Source organism: Pseudoduganella rivuli, assembly GCF_009674485.1.
GTDB classification, from domain to species: domain Bacteria; phylum Pseudomonadota; class Gammaproteobacteria; order Burkholderiales; family Burkholderiaceae_D; genus Rugamonas; species Rugamonas rivuli_B.
Genome location: NZ_WKJJ01000010.1, coordinates 144,242 through 157,864, shown reverse-complemented (window position 1 = coordinate 157,864; position 13,623 = coordinate 144,242). Strand labels below are relative to the sequence as shown.

The following is a 13,623-nucleotide window of genomic DNA, read 5'->3' as shown; positions in this document are numbered from 1 at the left end:
CTAGCCTGCCTGACAACTCCCTCTAGCGTTTCTCAAGCTTCCGGCGTGCGGATGTAGTCGACCAGCGCCAGCACATCCTTGCCCGGCGGCGGTGTCAGCCAGCTCACGACGATCATTGCCAGCGCCCCGGCCGGCACGCCGAAAATCCCCGCCGACACGGGCGCGATCTGGAACCATTGCCCGGCCGCGCTGCCACCCAAAATCGGATTGGTGTGCAGCATGTAATACACGCACACGAGGAAACCGATCGCCATGCCGGCCACGGCGCCCTGGCGCGTGGCGCGCTGCCAGAACACGCCCAGCACCAGCGCCGGGAACAGCGTGGAGCCGGCCAGTGAAAACGCGGCCGATACCAGCGACAGGATGTCGGCCGGTTTGGTCGATGCGGCATAGGCGGCAATGAAGGCCACCGCCAGCAACAGCAGCTTGGAAATCGTCACGCGCTTTTGCGTGGAAGCGTGCGGATCGACGGTCTGATAATAGATGTCGTGCGACAGGGCGTTGGAGATGGCCAGCAGCAGTCCATCGGCCGTGGACAAAGCGGCGGCCAGGCCGCCGGCGGCCACCAGGCCGGAGATCACGTAGGGCAAGCCGGCGATTTCCGGCGTGGCCAGCACCAGCACGTCGCCATCGATGGCGATTTCCGCCAGTTGCACGATGCCGTCGCGGTTGATGTCGGCAATGCTGATCAGCGGATGCACGCGGTCCACGTTGGCCCAGTACGACACCCACGTCGGCAGTTGGGAAAACTTGCTGCCCACCATGGCGGTATACACGTCATATTTCACCATCACGGCCAGCGCGGGGATGGTCAGGTAAATCAGCAGGATGAAGAACAGCGTCCAGAACACGGACACCCGCGTTTCATGCACCGACGGCGTGGTGTAGGAGCGCATCAGGATGTGCGGCAGCGCGGCGGTGCCCACCATCAGGCAAAATACCAGTGCGAGGAAGTTGTTGCGTTTGACGTCCGACGCCTGCGCGGTGGCCGCCGCAAACGGTTCCGCGTGCGGCGCGGGGGGCGTGGCGCGCTGTTCATAATAGCGGCGCGCCGCATCCCACGCTTCCTGCGCTTCTTCCACAGTCTTCGGATAGGCCAGCAGCGCTTTTTCCGCCAGGCGGATTTCCAGCAGGGTGCCGTTGCGCTGCTTGACCGCATCGAGCTGGCGCTGCGCTTCGAAGCGGCCCGCATCCCACGTGCCGGGCAAGCCGGCGACTTTTTCCGCGTAGGCCGCGGCGCGCTCCTGGTATATGCGGCGCACTTCCTGTTCTTTCGGATCGTGTTGCAGCGCCTGCTCGCGGGCCGTCAACTTCGGCAACAGTTTGCCGTATGCCACTTGCGGCACCGGATTGCCGCCATGCTTGGCGGACAGCCAGATGGCGGGAATCAGGAACGCGACGAGGATGATGATGTATTGCGCCACCTGGGTCCACGTGATGGCGCGCATGCCGCCGAGGAACGAGCACACGAGGATACTGGCCAGCCCCAGGAAAATACCGACTGAAAAGTCCACACCCGTGAAACGGGACGCGATCAGCCCCACCGCATAGATTTGCGCCACCACGTAGGTGAACGACACGATGATGGTGGCGGCCACCGCCATCATGCGCACGATGCGGCCATGATGCGGTCCGCCATAGCGGGCCGCAAGGAAGTCTGGAATCGTGTACTGGCTGAACTTGCGCAGGTAGGGCGCGATCAGCAGCGCCACCAGGCAGTAGCCGCCGGTCCAGCCCATGATGTACGCCAGGCCGTCGAAGCCGTGCAGGTACAGCGTGCCGGCCAGGCTGATGAAACTGGCGGCGGAAATCCAGTCGGCCGCCGTCGCCATGCCATTGAACAGGGCGGGCACGCGGCGTCCCGCGACATAGTATTCCGACACGTTCGACGTGCGGCTGACCAGCCCAATGAACGCGTACAAGGTGATGGTGGCCAGCATGAACAGGTAGCCGATCCACACGCGCGGCATGCCTTCTTTTTCCAGCATGGCCAGCGCCACCAGGAAGCAGCCAAAGCCACCGGTGAATAACAGGTAGTAGCGCGACAGGCGCTGGAAGAACGTGCGTTTCATCTGACCTGGTCCTGGTAGCGCCGGTCCAGCACGCGCATGCGCCATGCATAGCCGCCGATGATGGACAGGAAGACCAGCAAGGCCCCCTGGGCGGCCAGGTAAAACGACAGCGGCCAGCCGAACAGCGCCATGCCGCTCAACTCGCGCGCGAAGAAGACGGCGCTGAAGATGGTGGCAACCCACAGCAGCAGCAATGCCGCCGTGATGTCGCGGGTTTGCCGCCAGTGCTCGTGGCGCAATGCGCGCCGGCGTTCCTCAAGCATCATATTCCATGGCTTCCGGTGGAGGGGGAGGGCTGTACAGGGGGAAGGTCAGGCGGAACAGGCAGCCGGGCATTTTCGGCGCCGTGCTGCGCGGGTTCGACGTGAGTTCCACCGTGGCGTCATGCTGCTGCGCGATTTCGCGCACGATGGCCAGCCCCAGGCCGCTGCCTTCCGCCGCGTTGCCCAGGATGCGGTAAAAGCGCTCGAACACGTGTCCCCGTTCCGTTTCCGGAATGCCGGGGCCCGTGTCTTCCACTTCCACCACGGCCATGCCGCCGGCGCCCAGCACGCGCACCGTGACGGCGCCGCCTGGCGGCGTATAGCGCAGCGCATTGTCGATCAGGTTGGACAGCATTTCCCGCAGCATGGTGGGATTGCCGGCAATCGTGACGCCGTCGTCCGGCCCCTCATAGCCAAGATCGATGCGGTGGTTGAACGAGGCGGGAACCCAGTCGCGCACGGCGCTGCGGGCCAGTTCCGCCAAATCCAGCGGCAGCAGCGCGGCGCCGGCCTGTGGCTGGTTTTCCGCCCGCGCCAGCGCCAGCAACTGGTTCACCAGGCGCGTCGCCGCTTCCGAACTTTTCGCCAACTGTTCCAGCGAGCGGTGGATTTCGCCCTGGTCGGTCTGGCGCAGCGCCAGTTCCGACTGCATGCGCATCCCGGCCAGCGGGGTTTTCATCTGGTGCGCGGCATCGGCGATAAAGCGCTTTTGCATGTCGATCGACAGCGACAGCCGTTCCAGCATGTCGTTCAGCGATCCCACCAGCGGGGTGATTTCTTCCGGCACCTGGCGTGCATCGATGGGACTCAGATCGTCCGGGTTGCGGGCGCGGATGCGTTCCTGCAATTGCGCCAGCGGCGACAGGCCCCGCGACAGCGCAAACCAGACCAACGCCAGCACGATGGGCAGCACGATGAATTGCGGCAGGATCACGCCCTTGATGATTTCATTGGCCAGCTTGGCGCGCTTTTCCAGCGTTTCCGCCACCTGCACCAAGGCCAGGCGGGTTTCTTCCGCGCCCCGGTCTTCCAGCACCACGAACGAATACGCGATACGCACCTGGGTGCCGTGCATGTTGCCATTCCTGAAGTGCACGGCGCCCGGGCGGTCGCGGTCGTCTTCGGGCGGCTGCGGCAGTTCGCGGTCGCCATCCTGCACTTCGCCGCTGGGCGCGACGATCTGGTAATACACGGTATCGACGTCGTCGGCCCGCAGCAAATCGCGCGCGGAGCCGCCGGTGCGGGGCACGATGCGGCCGTCGACTTCGCGGATTTGCTGGGCCAGCACGGTGACGCTGTCTTCCAGCGCGTGGTCGAACGGTTGATTGGCGATGGACTTCGCCACCAGGTAGGTGATGGCGATACTCATGGGCCACAGCAGCAGCAGCGGCGCCAGCATCCAGTCCAGGATTTCGCCAAACAGCGAATGCTGGATTTCCGCGCTGCCGTCGTGGCGGTCCCCCTGCCAGTCGGACTGGCCGTCATCGAGAGCGGGGCCGCTGCTCACCGGGTGCTTTATTTGGATTCAGGGCGCGGGGCGTCGCTGAACTTTTCCAGGCAATAGCCCAGTCCCCGCACCGTGGCGATGCGTACGCCGCCGACCTCGATCTTCTTGCGCAGGCGGTGCACATACACTTCAATCGCGTTGTTCGACACTTCCTCGCCCCACTCGCACAGGTGGTCGACCAGTTGTTCCTTCGACACCAGGCGCCCGGTGCGGGCCAGCAGGATTTCCAGCAGCCCCAGTTCGCGCGCGGACAAATCCAGCATCTGGTCATTGATATAGGCGCTGCGGCCGACCTGGTCGTAGGTCAGCGGGCCGTGCTTGATGACGGTGGAGCCGCCGCCCTGGCCGCGCCGCGTCAGCGCCCGCACGCGCGCTTCCAGTTCGGACAGCGCGAACGGCTTGGCCATATAATCGTCGGCCCCGAGGTCCAGGCCATTGACGCGCTGCTCGATCGAATCGGCCGCCGTCAGGATCAGCACCGGCAGCAGCGAACCGCGCGCGCGCAGCCGGCGCAGCACTTCCAGCCCCGGCATCTTGGGCAAGCCCAGGTCCAGGATCAGTAAATCGAATTCCTGGGTCGACAGGGCGGTATCGGCTTCCTGGCCATTCTTGACGCAATCGATCGCATAGCCGGACTGGCGCAGCGAGCGGGTGAGACCGTCGGCCAGGACGCTGTCGTCCTCGGCAAGTAAAATACGCATGGTTGATTCGAATCAGCTGCGGGAGTTGGTATTTTGTAAGAGTTTGCTTAACATTGCCAGCTTTTACGTTGTTTGCACGGACCGGTGAAAACAGCGCTTGCAAAAACCACTGGATTTTTATACAGTATCACCTGTACGCAATCACGCATTGATCACCCTAAGCTGAGAGACCATCATGGACGACAAGAAAGCCGCAGTATCCGCAGCGGACAAAGCCAAGGCGCTGGCCGCGGCGCTGGCGCAAATTGAAAAGCAATTCGGCAAGGGCTCCGTGATGCGCATGGATTCCAGTGTGCCGATCGAAGAAGTGCAAACCGTGTCGACCGGTTCGCTGGGCCTGGATATCGCCCTGGGCGTTGGCGGCTTGCCACGCGGCCGTGTGGTGGAAATCTACGGTCCGGAATCGTCCGGTAAAACCACGCTGACCCTGCAGACTATTGCAGAAATGCAAAAGCTGGGCGGCACCTGTGCGTTCATCGACGCGGAACACGCGCTGGACGTGGTGTATGCGCAAAAGCTGGGCGTGAACCTGAGCGAGCTGCTGATTTCGCAGCCGGACACGGGTGAACAGGCGCTGGAAATCTGCGATGCGCTGGTGCGCTCCGGCAGTGTGGACATGGTGGTGGTCGACTCCGTCGCCGCGCTGACGCCACGCGCCGAGATCGAAGGCGACATGGGCGATTCGCTGCCGGGCTTGCAGGCACGTTTGATGTCGCAGGCGCTGCGCAAGCTGACCGGTTCCATCAACCGTACCAATACGCTGGTGGTATTTATTAACCAGATCCGTATGAAGATCGGTGTGATGTTCGGCAGCCCGGAAACCACGACCGGCGGTAATGCGCTGAAGTTCTACGCTTCGGTACGCCTGGATATCCGCCGCACCGGTTCCATCAAGTCCGGCGATGAAGTGATCGGTAACGAAACCAAGGTCAAAGTCGTCAAGAACAAGGTGTCGCCACCGTTCCGCGAAGCACACTTCGACATCCTGTATGGAGAAGGCACGTCGCGCGAAGGCGAAATCCTGGACCTGGGCGCCGAACACAAGATCGTGGAAAAATCCGGTTCCTGGTACAGCTACAACGGCGAGCGTATCGGCCAGGGCAAGGACAATGCCCGTATCTTCCTGAAAGAACGCCCAGCCCTGGCGCGTGAAATCGAGAACAAGGTCCGTACCGTACTGGGCGTGCGTGAATTGCCGCCATCCGCTGACGATGAAGCCGTTGCACCGGCGCCGAAGCTGAAAGCTGTCGACTAAGCTGTTCATTAAGTAATTCTTGAGAGGCGGATTAGCGCGCAAGCGCATAATCCGCCTTTGTCATTTCCGGAGTCCGCCATGCCCATGCCCAAACCCAGCCTGAAAGCCCGTGCGCTGCGCCTGCTGTCCACGCGCGAGCACAGCCGGCTCGAGCTGGGCCGCAAGCTGGCCCGCCATGCGGAAGAGGGCGACGATGTGGAAGCGTTGCTGGATTTCCTGGAAAAGAATAACTGGCTGTCGCAGGAACGCTTTTCCGAGTCACTGATTCACCGCCGCTCCGCCCGCTATGGCGCCAGCCGCATCGTGGCGGAATTGCAAAGCCACGGCATCCATGGTGAAGCGCTGCAGGAATTAAAAGCGGGGCTGGCGGAAGATGAAACGGCCCGCTGCATCGACGTGTGGCGCCGCAAGTTCGGCGTGGTGGCGGAAGATGCGCAGCAAAAAGCCAAACAAATGCGGTTTTTGATCCAGCGCGGCTTTTCGCAAAAGGCGGTGCGTGAAGCATTGAAGGGCAGCCCGGACGACGACGAGTGAGGGCCAGTAACCATCGCAGCGTTAAAACACTTGCAACCACACTGCCATAAATAATTACTAAGTAGTGCTTGTTTGCCTGCTAGTTGATATAAGGCACATCGCAACTCGCGCAATCGTGTGCTACACTTTGACGGTTTTTGCAGCACCGCGGGGGCGGTGGTTGTCCGTAGAAGCTGCGGCAACGTGCTTTTTGATGCTTAAAAGTACATGGCTGCTTTTAATTTCTGCCGCTAAAGCGGCATCGGTATTATGTCCTTGTCAACTCCAGTCTCTCGACGTGCGCTACGGCACACGCGTGCCATAGACATCCAGGCGTATGCGCGCGAGGATGGCCTTTGGGACCTCGACGCCCATATTACCGACATCAAAGAAAACGACACCCTGCTCGCTTCCGGCCTGCGTCCCGCTGGCCAGCCATTGCATGATTTATGGCTGCGCATCACCGTGGACCGTCAACTGAATATCGTTGCAGCCGAAGCCGATTCCGCCTCCGTTCCGTACCCGGGTTTTTGCGACACCATCGCCCCTGCTTACCAGGCGCTGGTGGGACTGAACTTGTTAAAAGGTTTCCGGCATGAACTCAAGCAGCGCTTGAACGGCATCGCTGGTTGTACCCACATTACGGAACTGGCCCAGGTCTTGCCAACGGCGGCAGTCCAGGCTTTCGCCAACGATGTCTGGCCCACGCATGATGGGGCCAGCGCCGACGTGCCGCATAACAAGCCGTTTCAGCTCGATAAATGCCATGCCTTGCGCACCGATGGCGGGGCGGTTGCCCGCTTCTACCCGCGCTGGGTGGCAAAACCGGCTGAACAGGCGCACGCAGAAGAAGCCCCCGATAGTAACCACGCAATTTAACCATTTATATCAGTACCAATCAGAAGGGAAGCCAGCATGAAAATCCATGAGTATCAAGGCAAAGAGATCCTCCGAAAATTCGGAGTGACGGTTCCGCGCGGTATCCCGTGCATGTCCGTGGAAGAGGCAGTGAAAGCTGCTGAAACCCTGGGCGGCCCGGTGTGGGTAGTCAAGGCGCAGATCCATGCTGGCGGCCGTGGTAAAGGCGGCGGCGTGAAAGTTGCCAAGTCGCTGGAACAAGTGAAAGAGTACTCGGACCAGATCATGGGCATGCAGCTGGTCACGCACCAGACCGGTCCTGAAGGCCAGAAAGTACGCCGCCTGCTGATCGAAGAAGGCGCGGACATCAAGAAAGAACTGTACGTATCGCTGGTGACCGACCGCGTTACCCAGCGCGTGGTCCTGATGGCTTCCTCCGAAGGCGGCATGGACATTGAAGAAGTCGCTGAAAAGCACCCTGAACTGATCCACAATGTCGTGATCGATCCAGCTGTCGGCCTGACCGACGCGGATGCCGACGCTGTTGCTGCGAAAATCGGCGTGCCTGCCGAATCGATCGCCGACGCGCGCGCCAACCTGCAGGGCCTGTACAAAGCGTACTGGGAAACCGACGCATCGCTGGCTGAAATCAACCCGCTGATCCTGACTGGTTCGGGCAAAGTCATCGCCCTGGACGCGAAGTTCAACTTCGACTCCAACGCGCTGTTCCGTCATCCTGAAATCGTTGCTTACCGCGACCTGGACGAAGAAGATCCAGCGGAAGTCGAAGCATCGAAGTTCGACCTGGCTTACATCTCCCTGGACGGCAACATCGGCTGCCTGGTGAATGGCGCCGGCCTGGCCATGGCAACCATGGACACCATCAAGCTGTTCGGCGGCGAACCTGCCAACTTCCTCGACGTGGGCGGTGGCGCTACGGCCGAGAAAGTCACCGAAGCGTTCAAGATCATGCTGAAGAACCCTGGCCTGAAAGCCATCCTGGTGAACATCTTCGGCGGCATTATGCGTTGCGACGTGATCGCCGAAGGCGTGATCACCGCATCGAAAGCCGTTTCCCTGCAAGTGCCGCTGGTCGTGCGCATGAAGGGCACCAACGAAGATCTGGGCAAGAAAATGCTGGCTGACTCCGGTCTGCCGATCATCTCCGCCGACACCATGGAAGATGCAGCAAAAGGCGTTGTCGCCGCTGCAGCAGGTAAATAATTAAGGGAACCAACATGTCTATTCTGATCAACAAAGACACCAAAGTCATCACCCAGGGCATCACCGGCAAGACCGGCCAGTTCCACACCCGCATGTGCCGCGACTACGCGAACGGCAAAAACGCCTTCGTTGCTGGCGTGAACCCGAAGAAAGCCGGCGAAGACTTCGAAGGCATTCCAATCTATGCTTCCGTGAAAGAAGCCAAATCGGAAACCGGCGCGACCGTTTCCGTGATCTACGTGCCGCCAGCAGGCGCCGCCGCTGCGATCTGGGAAGCCGTTGAAGCCGAACTGGACCTGGCCATCTGCATCACCGAAGGCATTCCAGTCCGCGACATGATGGAAGTCAAAGACCGCATGGCCAAAGCCGGTTCGAAAACCCTGCTGCTGGGCCCGAACTGCCCAGGCCTGATCACCCCTGACGAAATCAAGATCGGCATTATGCCTGGCCACATCCACAAGAAAGGCCGTATCGGCGTGGTGTCCCGTTCGGGCACGCTGACCTATGAAGCAGTGGGTCAGCTGACCGCACTGGGCCTGGGCCAGTCGTCGGCAGTTGGTATCGGCGGTGACCCGATCAACGGCCTGAAGCACATCGACGTGATGCGCATGTTCAACGAAGATCCAGACACCGACGCTGTGATCATGATCGGTGAAATCGGTGGTCCGGACGAAGCCAATGCGGCACGTTGGATCAAGGACAACATGAAGAAGCCAGTGGTTGGCTTCATCGCTGGTGTGACCGCGCCTCCGGGCAAACGCATGGGCCACGCCGGCGCGCTGATCTCCGGCGGCGCCGATACCGCGGAAGCCAAGCTGGAAATCATGGAAGCCTGCGGCATTACCGTCACCAAGAACCCGTCCGAAATGGCGCGTCTGCTGAAAGCAATGCTGTAATTCAAGCTTTTGGTGAATAATAAGGGGGAGCGTCAAGCTCCCCTTTTTATTTCCGATGGAGGCAGCGGCTTGGGGAAGATCATCATTGCGCTGGATGGCGTGGTTGAACAGGAAATTGCGTTAACCAAAGAACGAATGACCATCGGCCGCCGCAGCCATAACGACATCGTGCTCAGCCATCCGGCCGTCAGCGGCGAACATGCCGTCATCACGACCATCCTCGATGATTCTTTCCTGGAAGATCTGCGCAGCACCAACGGCACCTTCGTCAACGGCCAGCGCATCGGCAAACACTTCCTGCAGCATGGCGATGCCATCAAGCTGGCCAAATACCAGATCGACTACCTGGCCGATGGCGTGCGGCCGCAATCGGCCGCGCCCTCAGACGCGACCGTACCGCTGCCGCAGGCCGGCATACCGCCGGCCCGGGTCGAAGTATTGAATGGCGCGAATGCAGGTAAACAGTTGGCACTCACTAAGCCTTTGACGACATTGGGTCGTCCTACGGTGCAAGTGGTGGTGATTTCCCGTGGCGTGGACGCGTATTCGATTGCCCAGGTGGAGGGCGACGCGCCTACTCAGGTCAATGGCGCTTTGCTGGGCAAGCAGCCGGTCCGCCTGAAAAGCGGCGATATCATTGACCTCAGTGGCACCCAAATGGCATTTCGACAAGATTGAACTGACAAAATCCGTCAGTTGCCAATTTTTGACCATGCGGGCTGACAAATTCTGCTCAGCGATTGACAAAAATCGTCAACCGCAAGGCGCCGATTGACAGAAATTGTCGTAAATCAGTGTTCTCAACGGCAAAAACAGGCTGGCACACCACTTGCTCTTACTCAACCGTGGCACCAAACAACCTGTACCAATCACCGCCTGAGGAGAGTCAAAATGAAATCCATTAAACAAATCAAGAAGCAAGCACAAGCCGGCTTCACCCTGATCGAACTGATGATCGTGGTTGCCATTATCGGTATCCTGGCTGCCGTGGCGATTCCTGCGTACAGCGATTACACCGCAAAATCGAAAGTCAGCGAAGCAAATGGCCTCTCTGCACCAGCACGTAATGCACTCGCACAAGCGTTTAGCGAAGGGAGCTTGAATGGCGCCACGAATGCGACCTTGGGTCTGCCAGCTGCTACCGCGATCACCAGCAAGTATGTGACGTCGGTAACTGCTTCCGGCACTAGCGCCACCACCGGCACGGTGACCGTCGTGATGCAAGGCACCGGTAATTCCGGCGTGGATACCAAAAACATCGTCTACACACTGACCTGCGTTGATGGCGCACAATGCACCACGGCAATCACTGGCACTGTCGATTCCAAGTTCCTGCCTAAGATCTAATCAGGCTTGAATGATCTTCAAAAACCCGGTTGCGAAAGCAACCGGGTTTTTTGTTTTTGGACATCAAACAATCTTTTGCCGGTCCGCAATCAACGCTTCATACGTCAGGTTTTGCAGCAACGTATAGTGGCTCGGATCCAGTCCGGAAAATTGCACGCCATACGTGTGCATTGGCGGCCGTTCCTGCGTAGCGGGTTTGATGGCATTGGTGTTGCGCACATGCGCATAGGTGTTGACCAGCACTTGCCGGTTATCCGGCGGCGCCAGCAGCGTGAATGACAAACCAACTTTCTCGTTACCTGACGGCAGCGGCGATTCCGATTCGAGCAGCGCGCCGGATACACTGAGATTGACGAGGTAGACATTGGCTTTGACGCCGCCCGCGCAAGCCAGCTGGGCCGGAATGTCGACCTTCACGCGCATGGCTGTGCGCAGGCTGGTGCCCTGGATGTGCGTGGGGAAGGCGACATGGGCATACAGTAGCGGGCGGTCGAAGACGCGCAGCACGACGGTGGAGAAAGCACAGACGTTGACGCCGGAAAAGACACGGATTGTCAGCTTGTCGCCTTCGGCCAGCGACACCGGGGCGCCGTTTTCCAGCGGCACCTTGACGATCATGTATTCATCCTTGATCCAGCCAATGACCGTGGAAAAATGCTGGATCGGCTTCAGCGTGCGGTGCGTGATCAACTGGATCCGTCCGCCCACTTGCAGGTTCATTTGCTCGAACTCAACGTCCTGCGTGCGCGCCTCCGCTGCCGCTGTACTGCTGGTCATGCCTGTCCTTTGCTGTAACCATGTCCGGGCGGCAATTATATACCGCAGGTTGCAAATTAGGCATGATTGTGCGCGGGTTATGTATGCGAATTAACTGGTCACACTCCAGTCGCCCGACTTGCCGCCATGCTTTTCCATGACGCGGATATTGCCCATCACCATGCCCCGGTCCACGGCCTTGCACATGTCATAAATCGTCAGCAATCCCACCTGCACGGCGGTCAGCGCTTCCATCTCCACCCCGGTCTTGCCGTAGGTTTCCACTTGTGCGCGGCAGTGGACGGTGGCGTTGGGCTCGTCCACGTCGAAGTCCACGGCAACCTTGGTCAGCGCCAGTGGATGGCACAGGGGAATCAAATCGCTGGTGCGCTTGGACGCCATGATGGCGGCAATGCGGGCAATGCCCAGTACGTCGCCTTTCTTGGCCGAACCCGATACGATAATGGCCAGGGTTTCCGGCTTCATCTTGATGTTGCCGCTGGCAACCGCGATCCGGTGGGTTTCCTGCTTGGCGCCGACATCGACCATATGCGCTTGTCCGGTGGCGTCAAAGTGGGTCAGGCCTGCGTTCTCGTCATTGCTGGTGGTGTTCATGTATAGTGAGATTCCTAGCTGGTGTTGACAGGTATCATAGCATCGTGAATCTCAAACGTTTTTCATCCCGCCTGATAGTCCCCCTCGCGTTATCTACCTTGTTGGCCGCGCCACAAGGCGGCGCGCAAGTGACGCCATCGAAGCCGATCAATCTGCCCAACCTGGGCGATACGGAACGGCAGGAATTGTCGCCCTTGATGGAACGCAAGCTGGGCGAGCAAATCATGTACGAGATCCGCAGCAACAAGGATTACCTCGACGATGAACCAATCCTGGAATACCTGAACGAGTTGGGTAACAAGCTGGTGGCGGCGCATCCCGGTGCGCGCGGCGAAGCCAGTTTTAATTATGGCTTCTTTGCCGTGCGCGATAACCAGCTCAATGCCTTTGCATTGCCGGGCGGATTTATCGGCGTGCACTCCGCGCTGTTGCTGGCCGCGCAAAATGAATCGGAACTGGCGTCCGTGCTGGGACATGAAATCGGCCACGTGGCGCAGCGCCATATCGCGCGCCAACTGGGCCAGCAAAAGACCGATGCGCTGATTCCTCTGGCAGCCATGATCCTGGCCGCGCTGGCCATGAAATCCAGTCCGGATGCGGCAATGGGCGTCATGATGGGCGGGCAGGGCCTGGCCATCCAGCGCCAGTTGAATTTCGGCCGCGATGCGGAACGGGAAGCGGACCGCGTGGGTTTCCAGATCATGGGCGAAGCGGGCTATGACACCAGCGGCATGGTGGCGTTTTTCCAGCGCATGCAAACGGCGACCCGCAATTACAGCGACAACGTGCCCGCTTACCTGTTGTCGCACCCGCTGACGACGGAGCGTATTGCCGATATCCAGGCCCGCATCCGCGAACAGCCTTACCGGCAGCGGGCCGACAGCCTGGCGTTCCACCTGGTCCGCGCCCGCGCCCGTGTGCTGCAGGATGAAAGTTCGCAGGGGCTGGCGGAATCGATCCGCTATTTCCAGGATTTGCTGTTGCAGGATAACCGGCAGCAAAAGACTGCCGGGCAGTATGGGCTGGCGTTTGCCATGTTGAAGAAGGGCGATTTCGTCGCCGCGCAAAGCTGGCTCGACAAGGCACTCGCGACGGTCAACGCGCCGCCGCCGGCCGGTGCGCTCAGCGTGGCGCGACAGGATGCGGCGCCCACAGTGTTTACCAGCCTGTCGTTGGACATCAAGCTGGCGCAGGAAAGCAATACACAGGTCATTGGCGCGGCGTTGGCCGAGTCGGAAAGCGCGCACCAGAAATACCCGCTGTCGCGCGGCATCGTGCACCAGTACGCGAAGGCCATGATCTTGTCCGGCAAGCTGGAAGAGGCGGCCCGCTTCCTGCGCGACCAGGTGCAGCAATACCGCGAAGAACCGGAAGGGTTTGATTTACTGGCGGAAGCGTATGCGAAGCAGGGCAAGATGGCGTTGCAGCATATGGCGCTGGCGGAATCGTACATGCTGCAAGGCGGCATGCTGGCCGCCATCGACCAGTTGGGGCTGGCGCGCAAGTCGGCCGACGCGTCGTTTTATGACCAGTCGCAGATCGATGCGCGCGAGCGGGAATTCAAGCAGCGGCGCAAGGAAGCAATGGGGGACAAGTACAAGGAGCCGTGATGCCGG

General features: G+C 60.3%; 14 protein-coding genes. 8 read left to right on the top strand and 6 right to left on the bottom strand.

Translation table 11 applies throughout. The annotated features are described in order from the left end of the window. Positions 1 to 32: 32 nt before the first annotated feature. Genes GJ700_RS17205 through GJ700_RS17190 form a run of 4 tightly spaced genes read right to left on the bottom strand, consistent with a single transcriptional unit; the run spans position 33 to position 4,543 of the window. Positions 33 to 2,072: a sodium:solute symporter family protein gene (locus tag GJ700_RS17205; RefSeq protein WP_154376032.1), complete on the bottom strand. Its 2,040-nt coding sequence runs from the start codon at positions 2,070 to 2,072 to the stop codon at positions 33 to 35. Continuing rightward, complete coding sequence (locus GJ700_RS17200; RefSeq protein ID WP_371867999.1) at positions 2,069 to 2,338, bottom strand: DUF4212 domain-containing protein; 270 nt, start codon at positions 2,336 to 2,338, stop codon at positions 2,069 to 2,071. Before GJ700_RS17200 ends, GJ700_RS17205 begins: the two co-directional genes overlap by 4 nt. Then, positions 2,328 to 3,842, bottom strand: coding sequence for a sensor histidine kinase (locus tag GJ700_RS17195; RefSeq protein WP_371867998.1), 1,515 nt, complete (start codon positions 3,840 to 3,842; stop codon positions 2,328 to 2,330). Before GJ700_RS17195 ends, GJ700_RS17200 begins: the two co-directional genes overlap by 11 nt. A gap of 8 nt (positions 3,843 to 3,850) precedes the next feature. Next, positions 3,851 to 4,543, bottom strand: a complete 693-nt coding sequence (locus GJ700_RS17190) for a response regulator (protein ID WP_154376030.1) — start codon at positions 4,541 to 4,543, stop codon at positions 3,851 to 3,853. 175 nt (positions 4,544 to 4,718) lie between these two features. On the opposite strand from GJ700_RS17190, the gene recA reads away from it, so the two are divergent. From recA to GJ700_RS35515, 7 genes are all read left to right on the top strand, one after another. Next, positions 4,719 to 5,798: a recombinase RecA gene (recA, locus tag GJ700_RS17185; RefSeq protein WP_154376028.1), complete on the top strand. Its 1,080-nt coding sequence runs from the start codon at positions 4,719 to 4,721 to the stop codon at positions 5,796 to 5,798. 78 nt (positions 5,799 to 5,876) lie between these two features. Continuing rightward, positions 5,877 to 6,332 carry a recombination regulator RecX gene (gene recX, locus GJ700_RS17180; RefSeq protein WP_154376027.1) on the top strand — a complete coding sequence of 152 codons (456 nt, stop codon included), beginning with the start codon at positions 5,877 to 5,879 and terminating at the stop codon, positions 6,330 to 6,332. 249 nt (positions 6,333 to 6,581) lie between these two features. Then, positions 6,582 to 7,190 (top strand): DUF2889 domain-containing protein, encoded by a 609-nt coding sequence (locus GJ700_RS17175; protein ID WP_154376025.1) that lies wholly within the window; start codon positions 6,582 to 6,584, stop codon positions 7,188 to 7,190. Between the two features lie 36 nt (positions 7,191 to 7,226). Next, a complete protein-coding gene (gene sucC, locus GJ700_RS17170) occupies positions 7,227 to 8,393 on the top strand; it encodes an ADP-forming succinate--CoA ligase subunit beta (protein WP_154376023.1) in 1,167 nt (388 codons plus the stop codon). Positions 8,394 to 8,407: 14 nt separating this feature from the next. Further along, the gene (gene sucD / locus GJ700_RS17165) at positions 8,408 to 9,289 is read left to right on the top strand and encodes a succinate--CoA ligase subunit alpha (RefSeq protein ID WP_154376021.1); all 882 of its coding nucleotides are present in this window, start codon (positions 8,408 to 8,410) and stop codon (positions 9,287 to 9,289) included. 69 nt (positions 9,290 to 9,358) lie between these two features. Continuing rightward, positions 9,359 to 9,967 carry an FHA domain-containing protein gene (locus tag GJ700_RS17160; RefSeq protein WP_154376019.1) on the top strand — a complete coding sequence of 203 codons (609 nt, stop codon included), beginning with the start codon at positions 9,359 to 9,361 and terminating at the stop codon, positions 9,965 to 9,967. Positions 9,968 to 10,180: 213 nt separating this feature from the next. Beyond that, positions 10,181 to 10,636 carry a pilin gene (locus GJ700_RS35515; protein WP_154376017.1) on the top strand — a complete coding sequence of 152 codons (456 nt, stop codon included), beginning with the start codon at positions 10,181 to 10,183 and terminating at the stop codon, positions 10,634 to 10,636. Between the two features lie 63 nt (positions 10,637 to 10,699). On the opposite strand, the gene GJ700_RS17150 is transcribed toward GJ700_RS35515, so the two are convergent. Next, positions 10,700 to 11,413 (bottom strand): flagellar brake protein, encoded by a 714-nt coding sequence (locus GJ700_RS17150; RefSeq protein ID WP_154376015.1) that lies wholly within the window; start codon positions 11,411 to 11,413, stop codon positions 10,700 to 10,702. Positions 11,414 to 11,503: 90 nt separating this feature from the next. Beyond that, a complete protein-coding gene (gene moaC / locus GJ700_RS17145; protein ID WP_154376013.1) occupies positions 11,504 to 12,007 on the bottom strand; it encodes a cyclic pyranopterin monophosphate synthase MoaC in 504 nt (167 codons plus the stop codon). Between the two features lie 74 nt (positions 12,008 to 12,081). On the opposite strand from moaC, the gene GJ700_RS17140 reads away from it, so the two are divergent. Continuing rightward, positions 12,082 to 13,617, top strand: coding sequence for a M48 family metalloprotease (locus GJ700_RS17140; RefSeq protein WP_371868014.1), 1,536 nt, complete (start codon positions 12,082 to 12,084; stop codon positions 13,615 to 13,617). Positions 13,618 to 13,623 lie beyond the last annotated feature (6 nt).